The following is a 23,834-nucleotide window of genomic DNA, read 5'->3' as shown; positions in this document are numbered from 1 at the left end:
CAGGTAGGCAATCTCAGACTTTTGTACTGTTGTGGTTCACAACACACCATAGACTATGGTTTAGTGAAAGTGCAGTCACAAACGAGAGTCCATTGGAGAAGACATGACCATCGCTGACGACATCGACCTGATGGATCTCCGCCCGTTCGCGGCCGGTGTCGATCATGACGTGTTCGCGCGGCTGCGCACCGAGGACCCGTTGCACTGGAACACCGAACCCGACGGGCCGGGGTTCTGGTCGGTCACCCGCTACGAGGACGTGAAGGCCGTGGCCACCAATGCCGACGACTTCACCGTCACCCAGGGCACGCAGATCGCGAGCCGACGCGCGGAGGGCGAGGGTGCGCGCAGCATCCACCACGTCGATCCGCCGGAGCACGGCAAACTGCGCGGGATCGTCACCCCGCACGTGCGGCCGGTGAAGCTCAAGTCGCTCGAAGGCGACATCGCCGCAGTCATCGACGAGCTGCTCGACACCCACGCAGACGCCGGCGACATCGACTTCGTCGCCTCCGTCGCCGCGCAGCTCCCGCTGGTCATGATCGGGCGGTTGCTCGGCGCACCGCTCGAGGACTGCCCCAATCTGCTGCGATGGACCAACCAGATGGCCAGTGAGGACCCCGACTACTCCGAGGGCCCGGAGACCGCGGTGGCAGCGCGGAACGAGGTCTTCGACTACTTCCGCGGACTGGAGAAGCTGCGCCGCGAATGCCCCGCCGACGATCTGATCAGTGTGCTGACCGCGGCCGAGCTCGACGGCGTACCCCTGTCCCGCGGTTACCTCGACGCCTACTACCTGATCCTGATGGTCGCCGGTAACGAGACAACCCGGAACCTGCTGTCCGGCGGCGTCAACGTCCTCGCCGAGAATCCGCAGTGGTGGGAGTTCATGCGCGCGAACCCCGCCAAGATCAGGGTGGTCGTCGAGGAGATGGTCCGCTGGGTCTCGCCGGTGCTGTCGATGCGCCGCACCGCCACCCGCGACATCGAGATGCACGGCAAGACGATCCACGAGGGGGACAAGGTCGTGATGTGGTTCTGCTCGGCCAACCGCGACGAACGCACCTTCGACGACCCGGAGACGTTCATCGGCAACCGGTTCCCCAACGAACACCTCGGCTTCGGATGGGGCGCGCACGCCTGCCTCGGCTCCAACCTCGCGCGCCTGGAGGCACGTCTGTTCTTCACCCGCCTCATCGAGCGTGGACTCGGCGTCACCGTTCTTGATGCACCGAACCGGTTGCAGAGCAACTTCTTCCGTGGCATCAAGACTCTTCCGGTCCGAATCGAGGCCACTCGATGAGCGCGATCGGCGAACTGGCCGAGATCACCGGCCTCGGGACCGGACCGGCCGCCCTGATCGGAGACCGTGAACTCGCCGACGGCGCCCCGATCCCGGTGATCAACCCGTTCACCGACCGGGAGATCGGTGCGACCCGTGAAGCCGGCACGGACGTCGTCGACGAGGCGGTCGCCGCCGCAGCGGACGCCCTGCCGGCGTGGGCACAGACGCCGCCGGCGCAGCGAGCCGCCGTCCTGCGGGCGACCGCCGATCTCATCGATCGACGCGGCGACCGGATCGCGGCACTGGTGACCGCCGAAATGGGTATGCCCACCACGCTGTCCACCGCGACACAGCAGGCACTGCCGGCGACGGTGCTGCGGGCGACCGCGGACGCGGCCGAGAGCTTCCCCTGGGAACAGGTCGCCGACGGGGCGATCGTGCGCCACGTGGCCGGTGGTGTCGTGGCGGCGATCACCCCGTGGAACATGCCGGTGCATCAGATCATCGCGAAGGTCGCGGCCGCACTCGCCGCGGGCTGCACCGTCGTTCTCAAACCCGCCGAGGCAACCCCTTTCGACGCCGCCCTCGTCCGCGGGTGCTTCATCGACGCGGGCCTCCCCGCGGGTGCCCTCGCCATCGTCAACGGCACCGGACCGGTCACCGGCCAGGCTCTCGCGGCGCACCCCGGCATCGCCCACGTGTCGTTCACCGGCAGCGTCCGCGCCGGCAGGGCTGTCGCCGCGGCGGCCGCGGAGTCGCTGGCACGCACCACACTCGAACTCGGCGGCAAATCCCCCGCCGTCGTCCTACCCGACGCCGACCTCGACGCCGTCGTTCCGCGCATCCTGACGTCCGGGTTGGTCAACTCCGGCCAGGCGTGCAATGCCACCAGCAGGCTCGTGGTGCCCGCCGCCCACGCCGACCACATCGAGCCCCTGATCGACGCCGCACTCGGACGATTCGTGTTCGGCGACCCGACCGCACCGGACACCACTCACGGTCCGCTCGCCTCCGCGGCGCACGCGCGACGAGTTCTCGACCGCATCGATGAGACACGCCGGGTCGGCGCCCGGGTGATCGCCGGCACCGGAGAGCGTCTCAGCATCGGCGACTCCCGTTCGTTCGTCTCCCCCATCGTCTTCGGCGATCTCGACCCCACCGCCACCGCGGTCCGCGAGGAGATCTTCGGCCCCGTCCTGGTGGTGCAGTACTACCGCGACGTCGCCGAGGCGATCACGCTGGCCAACGACAGCCAGTACGGCCTGTCGGCCGAAGTGTGGTCCGCCGACCGAGATCATGCACTCGAGGTCGCGACGCGGTTGGAAGTCGGCCAGGTCAAGGTCAACGGCGTACGAACCCGCGAGCGGCCGGCCGTGCCCTTCGGCGGACTCAAGAACTCGGGCTACGGACGTGAGCTGGGCAGTGCGGGCATCGCCGAGTTCACCGAGATCCAGGCGGTGATGGCATGACCCGTTCGACACCTGCCACACGCACCGTGGTCGTCACCGGCGCCGCGTCGGGCATCGGCCTCGCCCTGGTAGAGCGGCTCCTCGACCGGGAACCCGGCACGCGAGTCATCGCCATCGACATCGCCCGCTGCCCGGATGACCGTGCCCACCCGCTTCTCACCGACCTCTCCGACCTGGAAGCGGTTGCAGCACTGGATCTCCCCGACCACATCGATGCGCTGGCCAACGTCGCCGGGGTCCCCGGCACCGCCCCGGCGGAGACGGTCCTGGCGGTCAACACCCTGGGTCTGCGCGCACTGACGTTTCGGGCACTCGAGCGGATGTCCGCGGGTGGCGCCGTCGTCAACGTGGCCTCGATCGCGGCGCACCGGAACACCCTGGCACACGACGACATCGCCGGCCTGCTCGCCGTGCGAGATCGAGAAGAGTTGCGCGCCTGGCTGTCCCGAGTGCAGATCGACGGCCCCGCGGCCTACGACACCTCCAAGCGTGCGGTCGTCGACTGGACGGTCGCACTGTCGGCGTCGCTGCAGCCCCGGGGAATCCGAGCCCTGTCGGTCAGCCCCGGCCCCACCGACACCCCGATCCTGTCCGACTTCGAACAATCGATGGGCGCCGAGGCCATCGCACGATCGGCGTCGATGGTCGGCCGCCACGGCACGGCGGCCGAATCGGCGTCGGTGATCGACTTTCTGCTCGGCCCGGACGCCGCCTGGGTCAACGGCATCGACGTACCCGTCGAGGGCGGACTCACCGCACTTCGCGCCGCAGCCATCCCCCTTCCCCTGTCCCGACCCCGTACCCGGGTCGACATCGCCGAGTGAAAGGACCACTCATGACCACACCTGCTGTCCTCGCGCTGGACGGAACTGCGCCGGCCGATCGGGAACTGCTCGGCGGCAAGGCCTACAGCATCAACCGCATGCGGTCGCTCGGGTTGCCGGTCCCACCGGCCTTCGCCCTCACCACGCCCGTCTGCGCCCAGTTCACCGAAGCGGGCGGCCAGCTCCCCGTTCACGTCTGGGACGACGTCCTCACCCAGCTGCGCGTCTTGGAGCAGCAGACCGGAAAACTCTTCGGCACCGGTCCGTTTCCGTTGCTCGTCTCGGTGCGCTCGGGCGCTGCCCAGAGCATGCCCGGCATGATGGACACCGTGCTCAATCTCGGTCTCACCCGCGAGCTGGCCGCTCAGCTGGCCGAGGCGACCGGCGACCCCGACTGGGCGCGCGACACCTGGGACCGGTTCTGTGCCGGCTACGGCAGCATCGTGCTGGGCGACGCCACCGCCACGCCGCCCGCCGACCCGTATGACCAGCTCCGCGATGCCATCGGTGCGGTGTTCGGTTCGTGGAGCAACGAACGTGTCGCCGCCTATCGGCGTCACCACGGTCTGGGCGAGGGTGGCGGCACCGCGGTGACCGTGCAGGCCATGGTGTTCGGCAACCGCGACGATCTGTCCGGCACCGGTGTGGTGTTCAGCCGCGACCCGGCCACCGGCGCTCCCGAGCTGTTCGGTGAGTGGCTCGCCCGGGCTCAGGGCGAAGACGTGGTCTCCGGTGAGCGCACACCCGAGAGCATCGACTCCTTCCGGACCCACGCGCCCCGCCTGCACGCCGAACTCGCCACCATCGCGCAGACACTCGAGAACGAACACCGCGATCTCGTCGACATCGAGTTCACGGTCGAGAGCGGCACGTTGTACATGCTGCAGTGCCGCTCGGGGAAGCGCTCCGCGCGCGCTGCGGTCCGCATCGCCGTCGACCTCGTCCGCGAGGGACTCATCAGCCGGGACGACGCCGTCGCGCGTATCAGCGCCGAGCAGGCGAAGTCGTTGTCGCAGAACAACTCGGCGGACATCTCCGCCGACGTGGTCGCCACCGGCACGGGCGCCGGGCCCGGCGCCGCGGTCGGCGTCGTCCACACCGACACCGACGAGGCCTGCGCCGCGGCGGCCCGCGGCGAGCACGTCGTCCTCGTCCGCCCGTCGACATCGCCGGCCGACGTGCCCGCGATGTTCGACGCCGTGGCGGTCGTCACCGAGGTCGGCGGCACGACGTCCCACGCCGCCCTGGTCTGCCGCGAGATCGGCGTGCCCTGTGTGGTCGGGTGCGGGACCGGGCTGACGGGCACCCTCGCCGGGCAGACCGTCACCGTCGACGGGTCGACCGGAAAGATCTACGCCGGTGACGCTCTCAGCGCCGAGGAGTCCGCCGACGAGTACGTCGAGGAGTTGCTGTCGTATCTGCCCGACGCGCCGTCCCCCAACCATCCACTGGCCGAACTGGTCGCCGCACGAACTCTGCAGGGGGCCTGATGAGCACCGACACCGGACCGGACGCACGGGCGCACGACGGGATCGACGCGGCCTACTCCGCGGCGGGCCTTCTCGACCACACCGCGGCCCCGGCCAAACGCGCGAACAAGCGCGGTGAGCAGACGCGCGACAAATTGGTCAAGGCGGCCACGGAGTGCTTCACCGAGTACGGATACACCCGCACCCGGATCTCCGACATCACGCACCGGGCCGAGATCTCCCAGGGCAACTTCTATCGCCATTTCGTCAGCCTCGACGACATCTTCCTCGCCGCGCTCCGACCGTCCCTGCTGGAACTGGCGAACGCACGGCTGCGTCCCGATCGCGCCCAGGGCGAATTGCAGTCGCTGATCGAGGTCAACACCACCTATCTGCAGGCCTATGCCCGCAGCCGCCACATGTTGCGACTGCTGCGCGAGGCCGCGGCGGCCAGCGAGAACCGGGGATTCCAGCAGCTCTGGCTCAATCTGCGGGGCGACTTCGTGCGGCGCACCCAACGCTGGCTCGACCGGCTCGTCGCCAACGGCACCATCGAGGCCTGCGACACCGAGCTGCTCGCCGAGACCCTGGGTTGCGCCACCGAACAGATGGCCTACATCCACGTCGGCCTGCCGGCCAGCACACCGCGACGCGAGCGCCTCGAGGCACTCGGCACCGCGCTCGGCGAACTCTGGTACCGGGTTCTCCCGCTCACCTCCAGGACCACGGCATGACCCGCTCCGTCACCTCGACCGTCGAGCGCACCCTCGGGGTCGACGTCACCGTCACCGCGGTCCGCGACGAGACGTCCGAGGCACGCACGATCGTGCTGGACTTCCCCGTGGACACCGACTACCGGCCCGGGCAGTTCATCACCGTGCGCATCCCGAGTGATCGGACCGGCTCCGTCGCGCGCAGCTATTCGCTGTCGACCGCTCCCGGGGTCGACGCCGCCCCGGCGATCACCGTGAAGCGAACCAGAGACGGTTACGGGTCGAACTGGTTGTGCGACAACGCCGAATCAGGTCTGACCCTGCACGTCATCCCACCGTCGGGGGTCTTCACGCCGCACTCCTGGGCGCACCCGCTGTACCTGTTCGCGGCCGGGAGTGGCGTGACGCCGGTGATGTCGATCCTGCGTTCGGCCCTTGAATCCCACGACACGACGGCGACCCTGTTCTACGCCAACCGCGACCGCGAGTCGACGATCTTCGCCGAGGCGATCGACGAGCTGGCCCAGCGTCATCACGGGCGGTTGACGGTGCATCACTGGCTGGAGGCCGACCGGGGGCTGCCCACCACGGACGCGATCGGTGACGTGATCGCCGGCACCGGTGACTGCGAGGCCTTCATCTGCGGTCCGGCGCCGTTCATGGACCTCGTCGAGCACACCCTCGGCGAGCGTGGACTGCACCACGAGGCGATCCATGTCGAGAGGTACGTGTCGTTGACCGGCGACCCGTTCACCCTCACGACACACGACGACGAGTCGGACGCCCACGAGGTCACCGTGCACATCGACGGTGACGTCCGCGCGGTCCGCTGCGGCTCGGACACCGTGCTGCTCGACGCACTGCTCGCCGCCGACGTCGACGCTCCGTATTCCTGCCGGGAAGGTGACTGCGGGTCGTGTGTGGCCCGACTGACCGCCGGCGACGTCGACCACGGCAACGGCATCGCGCTGGAACCCGAAGACATCGCCGAGGGCTACCTGCTGACGTGTCAGGCGACCCCGAAGGGCCCGGTCACCGTCGAGTTCGACTGATCAGATCCCGAGATCCGGCGCCTGCGAGTACTCCTCGTCGGTCACCGGTTGCAGCCACTGCACGACCTCGTTCTCATCGTCGCCCTCGTTGATCGCGAGATGGACCATCAGGCGCGTCGGGGCGGCGCCGTGCCAGTGTTCCTCGTCGGCTTCGAAGAGCACACGGTCGCCGGGACGGATGACCTCGATGGGCCCGCCGCGCCGCTGGCACAGGCCGATCCCCTCGGTGACGAAGACCGTCTGGCTGAGCGGATGACGGTGCCAGTGCGTCCGCGCACCCGGCATGAAGTGGACGAGGCTCGCCGACACACGTGACGGCGGCGGCGACGCGGCCGCCGCATCGAGGTAGACGTCGCCGGTGAACCAGTCACCGGGTCCTTTGACGGTGTCGATGGAACTGCGAGTGATCTTCATGCGGAACACCTTTCGTTGCGGTCAGGGTACCGACCGTGGTCAGATGGTGAGCAACACCTTGGTCGCCCGCCGTTCGTCCATCGCCCGGTAACCCTCGGCGGCGTCGTCGAGCGGGAGCGTCAGGTCGAAGACCTTGCCGGGATCGATCGTCCGGTTCCAGATCAGGTCGATGAGGTCGGGTAGGAAGCGTCGCACCGGGGCCGGCCCGCCGTGCAGGTGGACCCCCGAGAAGAACAGCTCCAGACCCGGCAGCTCCACATCGTGGGAGACGCCGACGTAGCCCACGTGGCCGCCCGGCCGGGTGGACCGGATCGCCTGCATCATCGACTCCTGCGTGCCGACGGCTTCGATGACCGAATGCGCGCCGAGACCACCGGTGAGCTCCCGGATCCGTGCCACGCCCTCGTCGCCGCGTTCGGACACGATGTCGGTGGCCCCGAACTCGCGTGCGAGCGCCTGCCGGTCGGCGTGGCGGCTCATCGCGATGATGCGGTCCGCGCCCAGTTGCTTCGCGGCCAGGACACCGAGCAGCCCGACCGCGCCGTCGCCGACCACGGCCACGGTCTTGCCCGGCCCCACCTCGGCGGCCACCGCACCGAACCAGCCGGTACCCAGCACGTCCGATGCGGCGAGCAGTGACGGGATCAGGTCGGCATCGGGCTGACCGGGAGTCGCGACGAGGGTGCCGTCGGCGTGCGGGATCCGGGCGTACTCGGCCTGGGTACCGAGAGCTCCCATCGGTTCGGCGTGCACGCACCGGGACTGGTAGCCGGCGCGGCAGATCTCGCAGGTGTTGTCCGAGGCGAAGAACGAGCCCACCACGAAGTCGCCCACCTCGATCGACGACACCTGGTCGCCGACCTCGGTGACGGTGCCGACGTATTCGTGGCCCATCGGCGCGTGGTCGACGTCCTCGATGCCGCGGTACGGCCAGAGGTCCGACCCGCAGACGCAGGTCGCGGCGATCTTGATGATCGCGTCGGTCGGTTCCTGGATGGTCGGGTTGTCGCGGTCGTCCACCCGGATCGTGCCGGGGGCGTCCATGATCACTCCGCGCATGTGTTCTCCTCGTCGGTCGGTTCGCTGTCTGTTCGCCTTCGCGAGGCGCGCACGACAGCAATGCGGGTACCCAGCAAGGCAACCGCATATGTCGGCGCGTGAGGAGTTCCTGTCAGGAGGTGTACTGACAGGGCACCCCTCGACGCCGCCGACCGTCCTACGCTGGGCGCATGGACAACCGTGCCGAGGTCCGCGAATTCCTGATGTCGCGGCGCGCGAAGATCTCGCCCGAGACCGCGGGACTCCCGGCCGGCGGCAATCGCCGTGTCCCCGGTCTCCGGCGCAGCGAGGTGGCGACCCTCGCCGGGGTGAGCGTCGAGTACTACTCGCGCCTGGAACGGGGCACCATCGCCGGCGCGTCATCGTCGGTCCTCGAATCACTCGCACGAGCCCTGCAACTCGACGACACCGAGCGTGCCCATCTCCTCGACCTCGCCCGCGCGGCGGACGGCATCCCGGCATCCGGACGTTCCCGTCGCCGGTCGCCGAAGAACACCGCGACCCGCAACAGCCTCCACTGGGCACTGGACGCGATCACCGACGCCGTCGCCTTCGTGCGCGACTCGCATCAGGACCTGCTGGCGACCAATGCGCTCGGGCGCGCCTTCTACTCGCCGGTCATCGGCGACGGCGGCCGCACGCCGAATCTGGCCCGCTTCCAGTTCCTCGACGCGGCCAGCCGCGACTTCTACCCGGACTGGGAACTGTTCGCCGAGATGTGCGTCGCCATCATGCGGGCGGAGGCGGGCCGCGATCCGCACGACAAGGCGCTGCAGGACCTCGTAGGCGAATTGTCCACGCGCAGCGACACTTTCCGCACCCTCTGGGCCGCCCACAACGTTCGCACCCACGGCTCCGGGACCAAGCGTTTCCAGCACCCGGTGGTCGGTGAGCTCACGCTGGCCTACGAGGAGCTCGCCGTGACCGCCGACCCCGGGACGATCCTGATGATCTACACCGCCGAGCCCGGCTCCCCCAGCGCCGAGCGACTGCAACTCCTGGCGTCCTGCGCCGCCAGCGAGGTGGCCGAGATCTGACTCGTTTCGACGGGCCCGATCCGTTGTGATCGGCACCACATCGTGCTAATTGTTACAGAGATACAGAGTCTGTGTCATTGTCACATTCCGATCAAACAGCGTGATCCCGACGAGGTGCAGCCCACCATGTTGAACCGAGAACTATTGCAGGCCAGCCTTTCCCTGGTCATCGACGACGAACAGGAGTTGATGCTCGACTTCTACAACCGATTGTTCGCCGAGCATCCGGAGGTCCGGCCGATGTTCGGCGCCGACCTGCGACCACAGGCCACGATGCTTCAGCAGGCCATAGCGGCGGTCCTCGACCACCTCGACGACGGCGAGTGGCTCGGCCGCACACTCGGCGCGCTCGGACGCCGGCACAACGATCTCGGCGTGACGCCCGAGATGTACGGATGGGTGGCCGACGCTCTGGTCACGACGATGGCCGAACACGGTGGCGGAGCCTGGACCGGCGAGATGACCGCGGCCTGGAACGACGCGCTCGGCGCGGTGGCGGGCCTCATGCTCGACGCGTATCCGGCCGTCGCCGACTGAACGGGCGGTCTGTCGCCGCCGCCGAATGTCTACTTTTGCGGACTTATCTCGCTGTGTCGTGAGTCATAGCTTCTGATGTGTACCCCTCACGTCACACAGGAGTCGTCATGACCAGACTGAAGTTCGGCACGTTCCTCGCCCCGATCCACGAACCGGGACAGAACCCGACGCTGCTGCTGCAGCGCGATCTCGAATTCGTCCAGTACCTCGAGCAATTGGGATACGACGAAGCGTGGTTCGGCGAGCATCACTCCGCGGGTGCCGAGATCTACGCGTCGCCCGAGATCATGATCGCGGCGGCGGGCGAGCGCACCAGTCGCATCAAACTCGGCACGGGCGTCACCTCGGTCTCGTACCACAACCCGCTCTGGGCGGCCGAGCGCATGATCATGCTCGATCACCTGACCCGGGGCCGCGCCCTGTTCGGCCTCGGGCCGGGTTCGCTCCCGACCGACGCCGCGATGCTCGGCCTCTCGCAGATCGACACCCGGGAGTTGCTCGCGGAGAACACCGACATCATCATGCGCCTGCTCCGTGGCGAGACGGTGACGGCCAAGACCCGCACCCACGAACTCTTCGACGCGAAGATCCAGATGGCCCCCTACTCGGATCCGCTGTTCGACGTCGTGGTCGCCGCGATCGCGTCGCCCACCGGTGCGCGCCTCGCCGGCAAGTACGGCATCGGCCTGCTGTCGATCGCTGCCACGCTGACCGCCGACGGTTTCAGTGCACTGCAACATCATTGGGGCCTGCTCGAGGAGTTCGCCGCCCAGGCGGGACGCAGCGACGAGGTGGACCGGTCGACGTGGCGTCTGGTCGGTCCCTTCCACATCGCGGAGACCAAGGAGCAGGCCTACAAGGACGTCGAGCACGGCATCGAGTACTGGTTCAACTACCTCCAGCACGTGGCGGCCTTCCCGCAGATGGACGTCCGCGGGACCAACAAGCACGAGATGATCGACTTCATCAACACCTCCGGCATCGGCGTCATCGGCACCGCCGACGAGGCACGCGCGCAGGTCCAGCGCCTGATCGACCAGTCCGGCGGTTTCGGCACGCTGCTGATCCAGGGTCACGACTGGGCGAACCCGCAGGCCACCCGGCGTTCCTACGAACTGTTCGCGCAGGACGTCATGCCGTACTTCCAGGGGCAGGCGCAACCGATGATCGACGCCGCGGCACGCGCCCAGGCGGTCCGCGAAGGTCAGGCGGCCGAACACGTCAAGGCCGTCGAGCACATGACCAAAAAGTACGAAGCCGAACTGGGACGGGTGTGACATGGCGAGCATCGAGGTGACCAAGGACTTCCCGTTGTCCGCCAGGGACGTGTGGTCGTGGATCGGTGACACCGGCGGTGTGGCGGCGTGGATTCCGGCCATCGACACCTCCCGGATGGACGGCGACGTCCGTCATGTGGTCTTCACCGACGGCGCACCGGCGCGCGAACGCATCGTCGCGTTCGACGAGGCGGCACACACGTACTCCTACGAGTACATCGACGGTCCACTTCCGCTCGAGCACTATCGCTCGACCGTGTCGGTCACCGCCACCGGTGACGACACCTGCTCGGTCCACTGGTCCGCGCAGTTCGGCGCCGAATCCGCCGCGGTGGAAGCCGAACTCGCCACGGCCATCGAGGGCATCTACGCGGCCGCTCTCGACGAGCTGGCCACCATGGCCGTCCGAGTCTGATCCTCCAGGTCTCGGCGGGTGCACAGCAGGACGCACCCGCCGGGCCGCAACGGAAGGAAATCCATTGAACCCCAGTCACACCGCCGACGAGGTTGCTTCCGTGTACGCCGGCGACGCGGAGTCGATCCGCGATCGATTCCGGGAGGTGCTCGCGCACTTCGGTTCCGGCGTCGTGGTCATCACCTCGGGCAGTCCGGACGGTTCTCCCGTAGGGATGACCGTCGGCTCCTTCACCTCCATCTCGATCGAGCCGCCGCTCGTCGGCTTCTTCGCCGGCAACACCTCGACGACGCTGCCCTCGGTGGTGTCGAACGGCGCCTTCTGCGCGAACGTCCTGGCCGAGGACCAACACCTCCTGGCGCGCACGTTCGCCCGTAGCGGCGCGGACAAGTTCGCCGGCGTGGAGTGGACGGCGTCCATGAACGGCTCCCCCCGGCTGGCCGGCGCGCACGCGTGGATCGAGTGCACCATCGACGACCACCGGCCCATCGGCGACCACGAGCTCGTCGTCGGACGGGTCGACGCACTCGGGGTGCCCGCGGTCAACGACCCGTTGATCTTCCACCGCTCGGTGTTCCACGGATTGCGAGCACATCGATGAGCCCCGACGACCGAACACGCACGGCCCGTGCCGCGATCGAACGGTGTCTCGATCAGTTCCGCCTCGGGCGACCGGTCATCGTCGTCGACGACGCCGACCGCGAGAACGAAGCCGATCTCGTGATGCCCGCGCAGTTCGCCGACGTCGACGACATCGCGTTCTTCCTCGAGCACGCACACTCGGGTCACGACGCTGCGACTGCGGTGCACAGCTGCGAGCCGCACTCCAGCACGTCGCGGATGCCGGAGCCGGGGTCGTGGTGTACGTCGGCGGCCACGAGGGGCGCGGTATCGGTCTCTCCGCGAAGATCGCCACCTACCGACTCCAGGACCTCGACGGCGTCGACACCGTCGAGGCGAATCTGCGTCTCGGTAAACCCGTCGACAACCGGGATTATCGGGACGCGGCAGCGATTCTGGCAGATCTCGGCATCCGACGAGTCCGCTTGCTGACCAACAACCCGGCCAAGGTCGACGGGCTGACCTCCCAGGGTGTCGAGGTCGTCGAGACGGTCGGACTCGAGGTCGAGGTCACCGCGGACAACGTTGGATACCTTGCCACCAAACGTGATCGGCTCGGCCACCGGCTGGCACCGTCGGTGGCGACAGCGACAGCGACGACGACGGCGGCGGTGGTCTGAATGTCCGACGAGAAGATCACGGGGACCAGCGGATTCGGCTCCTTGTTCGAACGGGTGACGGTGATGCACGCGACCGATCGGTGGAGCGGTGTCGCCGGTGACGTCGAAGCCGTCCTGGGATCACCCAAGTTCTCCGACGGATCCGCGTGGGCGGCGTGGGATGCGCTGAGCGTCTCCGACGAGACGGACGGGCCGGCCTGGTCGCTCCTCGCGCGCACCGCCGACCTCGAGGCCACCGTCGACGTCGCCCGCGCGCTGGGGTGGCATGTCGGCGAGAGGACGGTGGGTGCTCACGAGACGCGAGTGCCCTTGCGTTCGCCGCACGGACTGACCGTCATCGCGTACACCCCGACGCCTGCGTCGTGACCGCGTCGGGAGTCACTGTGGCCACCTCAGTATCTGCGGCCTGGCTATCGTCATGGAACACGAAAAACGCTCATGAGCGTTCGAATTGTCTGCTCCCTGAGGTGCGAGCGACCGGCCCCCTGCTCCCTGAGGTGCGAGCGAAGCGAGCCACGAAGGGTTTGGCAACGTGTCTCACCAGGCCCCTTCGAGGCTCGTCGCTATCGCTCCTCGCACCTCAGGGAACAGGGGTTATGTCGTTCTTTCGGAGTAAGGAGCAGTGTTCAGGTCGCTCCTCGCACCTCAGGGAGCAGGGGTTATGTCGCTCTCCCGGATCAATGAGCGCCGCGCCGGGAACGCAGCACCGTGGTCGCCAGCTCGGCCCGGTTGCGCAGTCCGGCGGCCTCGAAGATGCGGCTCACGTACTTCTTCACCGACAGTTCCGACAGCGACAGGCGCTGGGCGATCTCGGCGTTGCTCAGCCCGTCGCTGACGAGTTCGGCGACCTCCAGTTGCCGCGGCGTGAGTGCCGCCAACGGATCGACGGGCACGTGCGTCGCGGACACCGTCGCGGATCGTGCCCGCAGCTGCCGAGCAAGGATGCGCATCGCGACCAGATCCGACTCGTCCCACTTCCGGACGCGGTCGAACATGCCGATGAGAGCCTCACCGTCGGAGAGCGGAAGGTGCAGGGCCGACGCGGTCTCCATGTCATTGGGGTGCAGATAGTCCACGACATAGGAGCGCTGCGGGACCGGCAGGCGCGACAGCTCGTCGAGGGTCGCGAAACCGTCGGCGGTGAGGACCCGGCGGGCACGCGGCAGCGCGAAGATGTCCTTGTCGCGCCACCGTTCGCGGTAGTCCCGCAGCAGCGGGGCCGCGGCGCCGGTCAGCAGCGGAGCCGGGTCGTCGAAGATCTCGCTGTACGTGCGGCCGTGGAAGAACGTCACGTCACGAACCCCGAAGTACGTGGAGATGGCCTCGACCAGACCCTCTTTGAAGTCCTGACCGCCGGCCGCGTGCTCGCACTGCTCGAGCACCGCCAGGACCGCGAGCATCTGCCGACGCGACAACAGGTCCTGCCATCCCCCGCGAGGCGACACCGGATCGGCGCCACGCCTGCGTCGGGCGCCCGGCTCAGAACTACCGCGCATAGCTACGAACAGTACCCATCGACCCGGAGCCACCGGCCCGGGTCGCACAATTCCACCGGATCGAGAGGCACCCGCCCATGACGACTCCTCCCCGCGGAAGCGACCTGATCGACGCAGCGCGGTCACATTCCCTCGGCGACATCCCGCGCAGGTCGGCCGCCCGGACGCCCGACAAGCCGGCCGTCATCCACCGCGACACCCGGCTGACCTTCCGCGAGTTCGACGACGCCGTCGACCGGGTCGCCGCCGCGTTGCACGCCGCCGGCCTGCGACCGGGTCAGACGCTGGGCATCCTGTCGCACAACTGCTGGCAGTTCCCCGTGGTCGTCTTCGCCGCCGCACGGATCGGGGTCGTCACGGTCCCGATCAACTTCATGCTCACCGCGCCGGAGATCACCTACATCCTCGATGACTGCGGCGCGTCCGGCCTGATCGCCGAGGACGCGCTCGTGACCACCGCCGACGAGGCGATCGCCGCGTCGGGCGCACCGGTGACCGTCCGCCGATCGATCCCGCTGAGCACCGGAGCTTCCCATTCCCGGTGGCCGTCCGTCGACGACTGGGTGCGAGAACCGGCCGGGCCGTTGCCCGACGTCCGCGTCGCCGACGACGACGTCATCCGCATCATGTACACCTCCGGCACCGAATCCCGGCCGAAGGGCGCGATGCACACGAGCCGAACGCTCATGTGGCAGTACATGAGTTGCGTTGTCTCGGGCGGGATGAGCGAGGACGACATCGAGGTGCACTCGCTTCCCCTCTACCACTGCGCGCAACTGGACAACTTCCTGATCACCGACATCATGCTGGGCGCGACCAGCATCATCCTCGACCGTCCGGACACCGCGACGCTGCTCCGGACGGTAGCCCGGGAGGGTGCGACCAAACTCTTCTGCCCGCCGACCGTGTGGATCTCGTTGCTGAGTTCCCCCGACTTCGACCCGGATGTCCTGTCCTCGCTGCGGAAGGGTTACTACGGGGCCTCCGCGCTCCCCGTCGAGGTGCTGGGTGAACTGAGCGCGGCCCTGCCCGACCTCCGCCTGCGGAACTTCTACGGCCAGACCGAGATGGGTTCGCTGGCAACGGTCCTGGCGCCCGACGACCAGGCCACCCGCGGGGGTTCCGCCGGCCGCCCCGCGCTGAACGTCGAGACCCGGATCGTCGACTCCGACGGTCACGGCGTGCCGGCCGGCACGGTCGGCGAGATCGTGCATCGCAGCCCCCAGGTGACCATCGGCTACCTCAACCTGCCCGAGAAGACGGCCGAGTCGTTCCGAGGGGGTTGGTTCCACAGCGGTGATCTCGGCTACGTCGACGGCGACGGGTACCTGTGGGTGGTCGACCGGCAGAAGGACATGATCAAGACCGGCGGCGAGAACGTGTCGAGCCGCGAGGTCGAGGAAGTGCTGTTCGAACACCCCGCCGTGCACGAAGCAGCGGTCATCGGCGTTCCGCATCCCCACTGGGTGGAAGCCGTCGCGGCGGTGGTGGTGCCGGCCGCCGGGTGCACGATCGACCCGGCCTCGATCACCCAGCACTGCCGAGATCGACTCGCACCGTACAAGATCCCGAAGATCGTGATCGCGAGCGAGTCCTTGCCCAAGAACCCCAGCGGCAAGATCCTGAAGCGCGACCTCCGGGACCACTATGCCGACGTCGCCACCGGTGACGGCTGAACCCGCCGGTTCTCACCCGGTCGAGCTCACCTCGATCCGTTCCACGATCCCGCGATCACCGTCGACCCGCACCCGATCTCCGGTCCGCAGCACCTGGGTGCCGATCAGTGTGTTCACGACACACGGCAGACCGTACTCGCGGGCGACCACCGCCCCGTGCGAGACCGAGCTGCCGATGTCGGTGACCAGGGCGCCGATGACGGTGAAGTACGGCGTCCAGCCGACGTCGGTGACGGGCGCGACGAGGATCTCACCGCGCTGGACATCACGCGCCTCCACGATCGACTTCGCCACGCGCACCACACCTTCGACGGTGCCGCGGCTCGCAGGGCGCCCGGCGATCCGATCGTCGGTGGCACCGCGTCGCGGGGCGGCGACGAGCGGCGACGGTCGTCCCACCGACACATCGTCGAAGTCGAGGGAGTCTTGGAACGACAACGCCTCTCGACGCTGCCGCGCGCTGCGCACGAGACCGACCGCTTCCGCGGGGTCCGCGTCGGCGAGACGCTGCAACTCCGCGCGGTCGAAGAAGAAGACGAGGTCCGGCTCCGGTAGTCGTCCGGTCTCAGCCAGCACCTCACCGAGATGCCGGTAGCCTCGCTTGAGCGCATGAGCCATGAGCGCCATCCGGGACTTCGTCTCCTCGCGCCCGCGCGCGCCGCCCTGCGCCAGACGGGCGAGGAGCCTGATCACGGCGGGCGGCGTTTCGTCGACGGCCGCCGGAGCCGAATTCCGAACGACGGGGTCGAGCGCAGACCGCACCATCACCTGCATCATCGACCCCAGCCCGCCGGGATCGTCGGCCCAGGACGGGTCGCGCATGCACAGTTCGCGGTACCCGCGGTGACCATGTCGCTCGAGGAAGCACCGCAACGCGCGACCGGCGTCACCGGAGGCCGACCGCAACCCGGTGACCGCCACGTCCGGTGCCGCGGAGAGGAATTCCCCGGCGACCGCGGGGTCGGCCGCGATGGTGTGGACGACCGCGTCGAGTTCCGCGAGCATCATGGCGCTCTCGACTTCCGACGCACCGGCCATGAGCCGCGCGGTCTGCGCCTTGCCGTCATCCTCGGAGCGCCCGTCCTTGACCGCCTGGCGGACCAGGACACTCTCCAGGACGTTGGCCGCCACCGCGGCGCGCGACGACGAGCGCACATGGGTCAGCGTCACATCGCAGTACTGCTCGACACCGGTCTCCAACTGCTGCACCACAACCCGCGGATCGCGGCTCGTCGGCACCGGGAAGGCCGCGATCTCGGCGGGCAGTCGCCGGATGGCCGGGCCCACCGACAGGGCATGTGACGTGAGTCGGATCGTGTTGCCGAGCTTCCGTCGTAAAGGTTGTGCCGGTTTCGGTGTCAGCTCGTCGATCACCCGGCCGCAGATCGACATGGAGAACTGTTCGAGCGAGTTGCCTATGATGCCCGAGCTCAACGCCGTGCCCTCGGTCAGGTTCAGGAACATGTGCCCGTAGAAGTAGCCCACCTGCAGCCACGGCTTCTCGTACCTCTCCTGTGCCCTCGCGACCACCTGCACCATCTGCATCGCATAATCGATCGCGAAGCCGGAGACCGACGCGGTCAGCGGACAGAAGGCACCGGGCATCATCTCGCCGATGTTGCACCGGGTGTACACATGATCGGCACCGGCCAGCGGCGAGTCCATCTCGTTGAGATCGCCCGGCAGGGTGGTGATCGGCCGGGCCTGCAACCACCACAGTTTCCCGGCCGTGTCGATGGCCCACTCGAGGTCCATCGGCCGGCCCCACTCCTGTTCCGCCCGGCGGGCACCGGCTCGGATGTCGGCGATCTCCGCCGCCGACACGACCGGTACCGCAACGTTTTCCTGGACGACGACGGAACCGTCGACGTCGAGCACGAGATGGTCGGGTGCCGCCGTCCCGTCGACGAGCGACTCGCCCAGTCCGGCGACGGCGTCGATCACCATCAGATCTCGGCGCCCCGACGCCGGGTCCGCGGTGAACACCACGCCGGCGGCGCGCGCGTCGACCATTCGCTGGACCACCACATTCATGGTGGCGGAGCCGTTTCCGCCGTACGACGACGCTCGTCGTGAGTGCGCCGACTCGACGCAGGCACGAACGGCGGCGACGAAGGCGTCGGCGGAATCGACCCCGAGCACGGTGTCGTACTGGCCGGCGAAGGACTGATCGGGGCCGTCTTCCCCCACGGCCGAGGAGCGGACCGCGACCGGCGTCAGTCCGGCGGCGGCCATCTCGTCGAATCGTCCCGTGCCCGCGTCGGGATCCGCGGCGGACGCATCGGCGATGACATATCCCGGCGGCACCGGGAGTCCCAGGCGGCGCAAACGCGCGAGCCCGGCCGCCTTTCCTCCGTAGCGGTCATCGGTGATGTCGTCGAATTCGACCGTTGCCGAGCTCATCTCGCACCATCACTCGGGGTGTCGCCGCTCAGGGCGTCGACGATCTCGGCCAGCGGCTCCACGTCGATGGGCCCCGGCTGGTACAGACAGATACGATCCGACACACCGTCGACCCGGTCGCGGATGTGCGCGGCGATCTCGGCCGGAGTGCCGCAGGCCGCAATGGTGTGGAGCATCTCGTCGTCGATGAGTCCGGCCATCTCCTGCCAGCGCCCCTGCTTGGACATCGCGTTGAGTTCCGGCTGCAGGTCTCCCCACCCGTGCGCATCGAGGACCGGACGGTATGCGGGAGTGGAACCGTAGAAAGCCAACAGTATTCGCGTCGACGCATGGTCGTCGTCGCTCCCGGTGCCCGAGGCAACCGACACGATGATCTCCGGCACCACCTCGAAGTCGTCCTCGCCACGACCGGCGGCCGCGAGGCCCGCCCGCACGGCGGGCAGCGTCGTGCCGTGCAGGAACCGCTTCGACCCGAACGGCATCACCAGCAGGCCGTCCGCGACCTCGGCGGTGGCCCGGGTGAGCCGCGGACCCAACGCGCCCAGGTAGATCGGCGGCGGCCCATACGGGTTCGGCCCCGGGACGAAGGTCGGCGTCATCAGCGTGTGCCGGTAGTACTCCCCACGAAAGTCCAACCGCTCGCCGGAGTGCCACGTCGCGAAGATCGCGCGCAGCGCTCCGACCATTTCCTTCATCCGCTCCACGGGACGGTCGAATTCGGCGCCGTATCGCTTCTCGATCTGGGCGCGCACCTGGGTACCGAGTCCGAGAATGAATCGGCCCTCGCTGAGCAGCTGCAGGTCGTTGGCCTGGTGGGCGAGTTGAATCGGGTTGCGCGGGAGCGCGATCGCCACATTGGACATGATGTCGAGCCCGTCCACAGCCGTCGCCAGCGCGAGCGGCGTGAACACGTCGTGCGGACCTTCGAAAGTGAACACACCCGACGCCCCGGCCTCTTTCAGCGCCCGGGCGCGATCGACCGCGTCGGTCGGGTTGAACAGGGCAGTCATGACCTTCATCGTGGTGCCCTAGCCGTTCACGTCGGTCCAGTCGGAGAAACCCGACGGATGATGGGGACCGATGACGCCGTGCTCGAACAATCCGGCTCCCTGTCGGATGGTGCCGTCCGGCTCGGTGCAGACCGCCGTTCCGACGTGGTCGATGAGGCTGAAGAAAGCCCGGGCCATCACGTCCGGGTCGGTGAGGTCGAAGGTGACACGTTCGGCGAACGGCCCCTCCTGCCATGTGCCGTGACCCCAGGAGGAGTCACCGCCGTAACCCGAGCCGAAGGCGATGGGCGCGAACAGCTTCGACTCCACGTCGAGGACGACACGGTCACCGGCACGGGTGAGGAACTCGACGTGTGCACCGCGGGGAATCCGCGTCCCGGGCGTGTAGTCGATGGTGACGCGCACACCGTCGAGTTGTTCGACGCGACCGTCCCGCCAGCGACGCGTGCAGTCGTAGAGGCTGCGATGGCCGTCCGGATCCTCTTGCAGGATCAGAAACAACTGGAAGTCCTCGAAGGCCAGCGGGAGGTAGAGCCACCACATCCCGCGGAAGGAGGCATCGGGCCGTCCCGCGGGTTCGGCTTCGCCCACCGGCCTGATGCCCCAGGACCGATCCCGGCTGGCCACACTGCTGTCGTGATCGACGGTCAAGCGCTCACCGTCGAGGTCGATCCACCCCTCCCACGACCCGACCTGGGCAAAACGACACGCCTCCAATGTGACCCGACGTTCGGTCACCATGTTGTGCGGCTTCTCCAGGGCCGCGGGGAAGAGGCCGCGCCAGGTCAGGTCGGCGGAGATGCCCTCGGTCTCCGACAGCGTCAGGTGCAATTCCCGGAGTGGCTCCACCACGTCGAGCCGGTAGCCGTTGACCTGCTGGTGGAGCCGGTCGTCGTCGATGGCGTCGCTGAGGTGCACCGCGGTCTGCGTGTCCCCCCGACGCACCACGAAGTAGGCGTCCTTCACCCCGAGCCTGGGGTAGTAGCCGATGCCGGTCAGTGCCATGAACCGGCCCTCGCGGTCGAGCACGTTGAAATACGAGCGGTCGTAGAAGTTCCGGTCCGACGTCGCGGGCCAGGTGACCGGGGCCGACGTCTGATGGATCGGGTACTCGTCGAGTGGACTCAGTTCCACGGACACTCCTCTAATACGATGCACACTGTATTGGAACTATGATGAAGCTCATGACAGCAGATGGCCAGAGGGAAAACAAGAGGTCGACGTCGTCGGCACCCGGACGGCCCCGTGACGGAAGGATCGATGCCGCGATCGTCGCGGCGACCCGTGAGCTCATCCTCGAGACCGGCTACCCCGCGCTGTCCCTGTCCGCGATCGCCGCCCGTGCCGGCACGACGACGGCCGCCATCTACCGGCGGTGGTCGGGCAAGGCCGAACTCGTGCACGAGGCGGTGCTGTCCGCCGAGACCCTAGCGCCACCAACTGGTTCCGGAGACGTGCAGCAGGATATCCGCGCCCTCGTCGAGATCGTCCGGGCGATGTTCAACCGCCCCGAGGTGCGGGTGGCCCTCCCCGGCCTGATCGCCGACACCGTCGCCTCACCCGAGGTGCACAGTCAGATGATCGCCCGGCTCGCCGGCGACCTCACCGCCTTCGAGTCCCGCTTCGGTCAGGAACGCCGCGACGACGACCGGTTGCCCATGCTGGCGGAGGTCGTCGCGGGCACCGCGATCTTCCGCATCCTCATCCGCAGCGACGCCGCACTCGACGACGCCTGGGTCGATCAGATGGTCGAACTCATCACCGAGCGCTGGCCGGCGAGCTGATCGACCCGCGGCAGTCCATCGACCACCCGATGCAACTCATTCTGAGCATCTTCGACTTCCCCGACCGCGCGATCCCCGACTCCGCACTCGCATACCCCCGCATCCTGGACGTGGAGTACGTGCAGGTGAGCGCTCTCGGCGGCGACTGAGACAACCCCCCGGGGCCGTGCACGTCAGCACGTGGACCTTGCCGCCCCCACGGCGGCACTTTATTGTTTGTCGTACAAACACTGACGATGACGAGGACACTCATGCCCACGACCGGACGCGCCACGAGAGAGGCCGGCAAGGCCACGCGCACGTCGTTGCTCCGCGCAGCCGCCGAAGTGTTCGCCGAGAACGGGGAGTCCGCGTCGGTGGCGCAGATCTGTCAACGCGCCGACGCCTACCCGAATCAGATCACGTACTACTTCGGCTCCAAGGAACAGCTGTTCGTCGAGGTCGCGAGCGCAGGCGTGCTGCGCGCCGGCCGTCGCGCGGAGGAAGCGGCCGCCGCCGCCGAGACCGTCCGCGAGTACACCAACACCCTCGTCGGGACTCTGCTCGGCCCCTGCGCGCGGGACGTCGAACTCTTCACGACCGCAATGCTTCTCGTCGCGCGCCGCACCGATCTGCGGCCCCTGATCACCGACACACTCACACTGCTGCACGAGCGCGGTGAAGAAGCCCTGCTGTCCACGCTCGTCCGCACCGGATGGCAGCTCCGCGCCGGGATCGACGTCGAGGCCCGAGCATTCTGGTCGGCGATCTTCGGACTGGCGGTCCAGAAGGCCGCCACCGGTGCGGATTTCGGTTACCGACTCACCGACGCCGTGGCCGTCGTCTTCACCAATCTCCAGATCCCCGACGAGGTGCTGGACAGTCCGCTCCACCCGGTCCGTACAGACGCGCCAGCACACGCAGCACAGGAGGCATGATGACCCAGTCCGCGAGTTCCGTTCGGCCGCAGCCGCATCTCACCCACGAGGTGTTCAACCAGTCGGCGGCGCGGGTCGACGTGAACGAGTACGACCTCGACACGGTGTTGCGGGAGGCCGTCGCCCGCCACGACGCGGGCTGGGGCGATGCCGAACTGCGTGACATCGGCGCCCTCGTCGGGAGTGCATCGTTCAAGCACGACGCCCATCTGGCGAACACCGTCACCCCGACACTGCGGACCTTCGACCGATGGGGCAATCGCATCGACGAGGTCGAGTACCACCCGGCCTATCACCGCATCATCTCCGCGTCGATCGCCCACGGGTCCCACACCCGGTGCTGGGCGGATCCGCAGCCCGGTTCACACGTGGTGCGGGCTGCGGCGTTCATGCTCTTCGGCCAGATCGAGCCCGGTCACGCATGTCCGGTGTCGATGACCCATGCGGTGATCCCGTCCCTCGAACTGCAGCCCGACGTCGCCGCCCAGTGGGTGCCGAAGGCACTGTCGCGCATCTACTCCCCCGACCTCTCCGCAGGCAAGGGGTCGGCGATCTTCGGCATGTCGATGACCGAGAAACAGGGTGGCTCCGACGTGCGCGCCAACACCACCGTCGCGATCCCCGCCGGGTCCGGCGGGCCGGGCGCCGACTACCTGCTGACGGGGCACAAGTGGTTCTGCTCGGCCCCGATGTCGGATGCCTTCCTCGTGCTCGCACAGGCCCAGGGCGCAGGGGGCGAGGGGCTCTCGTGCTTCCTGCTCCCGCGTATCCTGCCCGACGGCACCCGCAACGTCTTCCGTATCCAGCGGCTGAAGGACAAGCTGGGCAACAAGTCCAACGCATCGAGTGAGATCGAACTCGACGGGACAGTGGCGATCATGGTGGGCGAGCCCGGCCGCGGCGTGCGCACCATCATCGAGATGGTCGCGCAGACCCGACTCGACTGCGTTCTCGGATCGGCCGCGGGGATGCGCCAGGCCGTGGCCGAGGCGGTCTGGCATGCCCGGCACCGCAGCGCATTCGGTGCGACTCTGGCCGACCAGCCCGCGATGACCGCCGTATTGGCCGACCTCGCATTGGAATCCGAGGCCGCGACCACCACCGCCATCCGGCTGGCACGCGCGCACGACGAGGACGCCGACCCACAGGAGCGGGCCTTTCGCCGGCTCGCCACCGCGGTGTCGAAGTACTGGATCTGCAAGCGCGGACCACACCATGCCTATGAATCCCTGGAATGCCTGGGCGGCAACGGTTACACCGAGGACTTCCCGCTCGCCATGCGCTATCGGGAGCAACCGGTGATGGCGGTGTGGGAGGGCTCCGGCAATGTCATCGCGCTCGACGTCCTCCGGGCCATGACCCGCGAACCCGAGTCGATCGCCGCGTTCGACGCCGAGGTCGCGCTCGCCCGCGGCGCCGACCGCACCCTGGACACCCATCTCGACAACCTGCGCGACCGGCTCGGCGAGCTCTCCCGGCTCGACGCCGCCGATGCTCAGCGGCGGGCGCGGTCCACCGTCGAGGCCATGGCCCTCGCCCTCCAGGCGTCGCTCCTCGTCCGGCACAGTCCCACCGCGGTCGCCGATGCGTTCATCGCCGCGCGACTCGGCCCCGACCGCAGCTTCGAATACGGCGCACTCCCCGCCGGCGCCGATCTGGGCACGATTCTCGAGCGGCACTGAGCCATCGATCCCGGTTGAGGTGCGGCAAAGCCACCCCGCCCCCTGAGGAGCGAGCTTGCGAGCGTCACCCCCCG

23 protein-coding genes and 1 pseudogene are annotated in these 23,834 nt (G+C 68.3%); 18 read left to right on the top strand and 6 right to left on the bottom strand.

Features of this window, described 5'->3' with window-relative positions:
* Window positions 1-103 precede the first annotated feature (103 nt).
* The 6 genes from CA982_RS21965 to CA982_RS21940 are packed head-to-tail and all read left to right on the top strand — an operon-like array spanning window position 104 to window position 6,812.
* Window positions 104-1,303, top strand: coding sequence for a cytochrome P450 (locus tag CA982_RS21965; RefSeq protein ID WP_086537303.1), 1,200 nt, complete (start codon window positions 104-106; stop codon window positions 1,301-1,303).
* Window positions 1,300-2,754 (top strand): aldehyde dehydrogenase family protein, encoded by a 1,455-nt coding sequence (locus tag CA982_RS21960; RefSeq protein WP_086537302.1) that lies wholly within the window; start codon window positions 1,300-1,302, stop codon window positions 2,752-2,754. The genes CA982_RS21965 and CA982_RS21960 overlap by 4 nt, the downstream gene beginning before the upstream one ends.
* Window positions 2,751-3,578 carry an SDR family oxidoreductase gene (locus CA982_RS21955; protein WP_086537301.1) on the top strand — a complete coding sequence of 276 codons (828 nt, stop codon included), beginning with the start codon at window positions 2,751-2,753 and terminating at the stop codon, window positions 3,576-3,578. Before CA982_RS21960 ends, CA982_RS21955 begins: the two co-directional genes overlap by 4 nt.
* 11 nt (window positions 3,579-3,589) lie before the next feature.
* Window positions 3,590-5,068 carry a pyruvate, phosphate dikinase gene (locus tag CA982_RS21950; protein WP_086537300.1) on the top strand — a complete coding sequence of 493 codons (1,479 nt, stop codon included), beginning with the start codon at window positions 3,590-3,592 and terminating at the stop codon, window positions 5,066-5,068.
* On the top strand, window positions 5,068-5,781 hold the full coding sequence (locus tag CA982_RS21945; RefSeq protein ID WP_086537299.1) for a TetR/AcrR family transcriptional regulator: 714 nt from the start codon (window positions 5,068-5,070) through the stop codon (window positions 5,779-5,781). The genes CA982_RS21950 and CA982_RS21945 overlap by 1 nt, the downstream gene beginning before the upstream one ends.
* Window positions 5,778-6,812, top strand: a complete 1,035-nt coding sequence (locus CA982_RS21940; protein ID WP_086537298.1) for a ferredoxin--NADP reductase — start codon at window positions 5,778-5,780, stop codon at window positions 6,810-6,812. Before CA982_RS21945 ends, CA982_RS21940 begins: the two co-directional genes overlap by 4 nt.
* On the opposite strand, the gene CA982_RS21935 is transcribed toward CA982_RS21940, so the two are convergent.
* On the bottom strand, window positions 6,813-7,226 hold the full coding sequence (locus tag CA982_RS21935; RefSeq protein WP_086537297.1) for a (R)-mandelonitrile lyase: 414 nt from the start codon (window positions 7,224-7,226) through the stop codon (window positions 6,813-6,815).
* Window positions 7,227-7,265: 39 nt separating this feature from the next.
* Window positions 7,266-8,285, bottom strand: a complete 1,020-nt coding sequence (locus tag CA982_RS21930; RefSeq protein ID WP_086537296.1) for a zinc-dependent alcohol dehydrogenase family protein — start codon at window positions 8,283-8,285, stop codon at window positions 7,266-7,268.
* A gap of 170 nt (window positions 8,286-8,455) precedes the next feature.
* Between CA982_RS21930 and CA982_RS21925 the strand changes: the two genes are divergently transcribed.
* The 8 genes and pseudogenes from CA982_RS21925 to CA982_RS21895 all read left to right on the top strand — a co-directional run bounded on the left by CA982_RS21925 (window position 8,456) and on the right by CA982_RS21895 (window position 13,158).
* Window positions 8,456-9,322 carry a helix-turn-helix transcriptional regulator gene (locus CA982_RS21925; RefSeq protein WP_086537295.1) on the top strand — a complete coding sequence of 289 codons (867 nt, stop codon included), beginning with the start codon at window positions 8,456-8,458 and terminating at the stop codon, window positions 9,320-9,322.
* A gap of 126 nt (window positions 9,323-9,448) precedes the next feature.
* Window positions 9,449-9,859: a globin domain-containing protein gene (locus CA982_RS21920; RefSeq protein ID WP_086537294.1), complete on the top strand. Its 411-nt coding sequence runs from the start codon at window positions 9,449-9,451 to the stop codon at window positions 9,857-9,859.
* 107 nt (window positions 9,860-9,966) lie between these two features.
* On the top strand, window positions 9,967-11,136 hold the full coding sequence (locus tag CA982_RS21915) for an LLM class flavin-dependent oxidoreductase (protein WP_058249683.1): 1,170 nt from the start codon (window positions 9,967-9,969) through the stop codon (window positions 11,134-11,136).
* 1 nt (window position 11,137) lies between these two features.
* A complete protein-coding gene (locus CA982_RS21910) occupies window positions 11,138-11,551 on the top strand; it encodes an SRPBCC family protein (protein ID WP_086537293.1) in 414 nt (137 codons plus the stop codon).
* 64 nt (window positions 11,552-11,615) lie between these two features.
* The gene (locus CA982_RS21905) at window positions 11,616-12,152 is read left to right on the top strand and encodes a flavin reductase family protein (RefSeq protein ID WP_208618052.1); all 537 of its coding nucleotides are present in this window, start codon (window positions 11,616-11,618) and stop codon (window positions 12,150-12,152) included.
* Window positions 12,149-12,271, top strand: a pseudogene (locus CA982_RS26970) (3,4-dihydroxy-2-butanone-4-phosphate synthase); the annotation flags it as partial. The gene CA982_RS21905 and the pseudogene CA982_RS26970, both read left to right, overlap by 4 nt.
* Window positions 12,272-12,363: 92 nt before the next feature.
* The gene (locus CA982_RS21900; protein ID WP_425269097.1) at window positions 12,364-12,792 is read left to right on the top strand and encodes a GTP cyclohydrolase II; all 429 of its coding nucleotides are present in this window, start codon (window positions 12,364-12,366) and stop codon (window positions 12,790-12,792) included.
* Window positions 12,793-13,158 carry a hypothetical protein gene (locus CA982_RS21895; RefSeq protein ID WP_086537291.1) on the top strand — a complete coding sequence of 122 codons (366 nt, stop codon included), beginning with the start codon at window positions 12,793-12,795 and terminating at the stop codon, window positions 13,156-13,158.
* 311 nt (window positions 13,159-13,469) lie between these two features.
* Here CA982_RS21895 and CA982_RS21890 read toward each other — a convergent pair whose 3' ends face one another.
* Window positions 13,470-14,288: a helix-turn-helix transcriptional regulator gene (locus CA982_RS21890; RefSeq protein WP_244176426.1), complete on the bottom strand. Its 819-nt coding sequence runs from the start codon at window positions 14,286-14,288 to the stop codon at window positions 13,470-13,472.
* A 77-nt stretch (window positions 14,289-14,365) separates the two neighbouring features.
* Here CA982_RS21890 and CA982_RS21885 point away from each other — a divergent pair, with 77 nt between their 5' ends.
* Entirely contained in the window at window positions 14,366-15,964 is a 1,599-nt protein-coding gene (locus tag CA982_RS21885) for a fatty acyl-CoA synthetase (RefSeq protein WP_086537289.1), read from the top strand.
* 12 nt (window positions 15,965-15,976) lie between these two features.
* On the opposite strand, the gene CA982_RS21880 is transcribed toward CA982_RS21885, so the two are convergent.
* From CA982_RS21880 to CA982_RS21870, 3 genes are read right to left on the bottom strand one after another with little or no spacing between them, the layout of a single operon-like run.
* Window positions 15,977-18,367: a PEP/pyruvate-binding domain-containing protein gene (locus tag CA982_RS21880; RefSeq protein ID WP_086537288.1), complete on the bottom strand. Its 2,391-nt coding sequence runs from the start codon at window positions 18,365-18,367 to the stop codon at window positions 15,977-15,979.
* Window positions 18,364-19,386, bottom strand: a complete 1,023-nt coding sequence (locus CA982_RS21875; RefSeq protein ID WP_086537287.1) for a TIGR03617 family F420-dependent LLM class oxidoreductase — start codon at window positions 19,384-19,386, stop codon at window positions 18,364-18,366. The genes CA982_RS21880 and CA982_RS21875 overlap by 4 nt, the downstream gene beginning before the upstream one ends.
* 9 nt (window positions 19,387-19,395) lie before the next feature.
* Window positions 19,396-20,511: an Rv3169 family protein gene (locus tag CA982_RS21870; RefSeq protein WP_086537333.1), complete on the bottom strand. Its 1,116-nt coding sequence runs from the start codon at window positions 20,509-20,511 to the stop codon at window positions 19,396-19,398.
* Window positions 20,512-20,561: 50 nt separating this feature from the next.
* Here CA982_RS21870 and CA982_RS21865 point away from each other — a divergent pair, with 50 nt between their 5' ends.
* From CA982_RS21865 to CA982_RS21850, 3 genes are all read left to right on the top strand, one after another.
* A complete protein-coding gene (locus tag CA982_RS21865; protein ID WP_086537332.1) occupies window positions 20,562-21,161 on the top strand; it encodes a TetR-like C-terminal domain-containing protein in 600 nt (199 codons plus the stop codon).
* Between the two features lie 251 nt (window positions 21,162-21,412).
* A complete protein-coding gene (locus CA982_RS21855) occupies window positions 21,413-22,078 on the top strand; it encodes a TetR/AcrR family transcriptional regulator C-terminal domain-containing protein (RefSeq protein WP_086537286.1) in 666 nt (221 codons plus the stop codon).
* Complete coding sequence (locus CA982_RS21850) at window positions 22,078-23,760, top strand: acyl-CoA dehydrogenase family protein (protein WP_086537331.1); 1,683 nt, start codon at window positions 22,078-22,080, stop codon at window positions 23,758-23,760. The genes CA982_RS21855 and CA982_RS21850 overlap by 1 nt, the downstream gene beginning before the upstream one ends.
* The last annotated feature ends 74 nt before the right edge of the window (window positions 23,761-23,834 follow it).

It is taken from the genome of Gordonia lacunae (genome assembly GCF_002149015.1).
In the GTDB taxonomy this organism is placed as follows: domain Bacteria; phylum Actinomycetota; class Actinomycetes; order Mycobacteriales; family Mycobacteriaceae; genus Gordonia; species Gordonia lacunae.
This window is presented reverse-complemented; position numbering and strand designations above follow the sequence as displayed.